The 1,115-nt window shown below is 55.7% G+C and carries 2 protein-coding genes and 1 tRNA gene; 1 reads left to right on the top strand and 2 read right to left on the bottom strand.

The genetic code is table 11. From position 1 onward, the window contains the following. Positions 1-175: 175 nt before the first annotated feature. Both EN925_RS36895 and EN925_RS39980 read right to left on the bottom strand, forming a co-directional pair. Entirely contained in the window at positions 176-364 is a 189-nt protein-coding gene (locus EN925_RS36895; protein ID WP_013527958.1) for a DUF2158 domain-containing protein, read from the bottom strand. A gap of 131 nt (positions 365-495) precedes the next feature. Further along, positions 496-583: transfer RNA gene (locus EN925_RS39980), tRNA-Ser, on the bottom strand. Positions 584-727: 144 nt separating this feature from the next. Here EN925_RS39980 and EN925_RS36890 point away from each other — a divergent pair. Beyond that, on the top strand, positions 728-1,115 hold a 388-nt coding region (locus tag EN925_RS36890), incomplete at its 3' end, for an Arm DNA-binding domain-containing protein (RefSeq protein ID WP_164894711.1).

Raw genomic sequence — 1,115 nt, 5'->3', positions numbered from 1 at the left:
GACTAATATCGAACGGCTGATCATGTTGTGCGTCTCCAGCTTGGCGCGATGCAGACGGCTTGTGCCGTCATCGCGCTTCAACCGTTAAACGCCGCGACCCGGAAAATCCGTCGGTCGCGCGTGCTGATCCGTTCGTGCTCGGGTGCGCATCCCGTCGATCGGGATGGAAGGAGCTCTAGTCCGACTGGTCGGCCGCAATCAGTTGTTCGGGCTTGAACCCGGCATGCTGCGGGGTCCACACCTCGCCCTCGCGATTGAACCAGTGGCACAGATACATGCCCGAGGCTGCGCCATCGCTGACCGTCATTCTGGGGCCTCCGGATTTCAGCTTGACCACGTCTCCGGTCTTGAAATTGTTGGGCATTTTTTGACCTCCCATGCTGAGGCCATGAGTTTCACACCAAACCGGGGTCACGACAATGGCAGATCTGCCAGGCCGGCGCCGCAATCCTTTGCGCCAGATGCGAAGGGGTAGACGACAAAAAGGAGGAGAAATGGTGCCGCTTGCGTGACTCGAACACGCGACCCCCGCATTACGAATGCTGTCCATACACGAATAGCGTGCTTTAAAAATAAGGCGCGCAACGGATCAATCCATTGATTTCGCTATGTTTTATGGCGAAAGCGTTATAACGTCCCCTGATTGTAAAACAACCTAGGGTGGTGCAACTAAGGTAGTTTTCCTTATTTGCTTCCAGCTCAAGGCCCAACCTGTCAGGAGAGTATCTTGCCGCGTATCAAGCTCACGGAACGTACCATCGAAAAGCTACTTGCTCCCGATCCATCGGGGAAGCAGGTGCTTCACTGGGATGCAGATCTGAAAGGTTTTGGCGTCCTCTGCTCGGGTGTGACGAGCACCAAAACGTTTATCGCGCAGCGCACACTTCCCGACGGAAAGACACGTCGCGTTACGGTGGCAGCCGTCAACGAAATGGCGCTGTCGAAGGCACGCGAGGAAGCTGCCGACATGCTAGTTGACCTTCGCAAGGGAAAGGACCCCAAGGCGCGGTCAATGACGCTGCAAGGGGCGCTGGATGCGTACTTGAAAAAGTATGACGCGAAACTAAGCGCCAACACTGTCTCGAACTACAAGGACAAGGTGGAGAACCATCTGA

It is taken from the genome of Mesorhizobium sp. M7A.F.Ca.US.006.04.2.1 (genome assembly GCF_004022915.1).
GTDB classification, from domain to species: Bacteria; Pseudomonadota; Alphaproteobacteria; order Rhizobiales; family Rhizobiaceae; genus Mesorhizobium; species Mesorhizobium ciceri.
The sequence above is the reverse complement of the archived record's forward strand: the minus strand, read 5'-3'. Positions and strand labels throughout refer to the sequence as shown.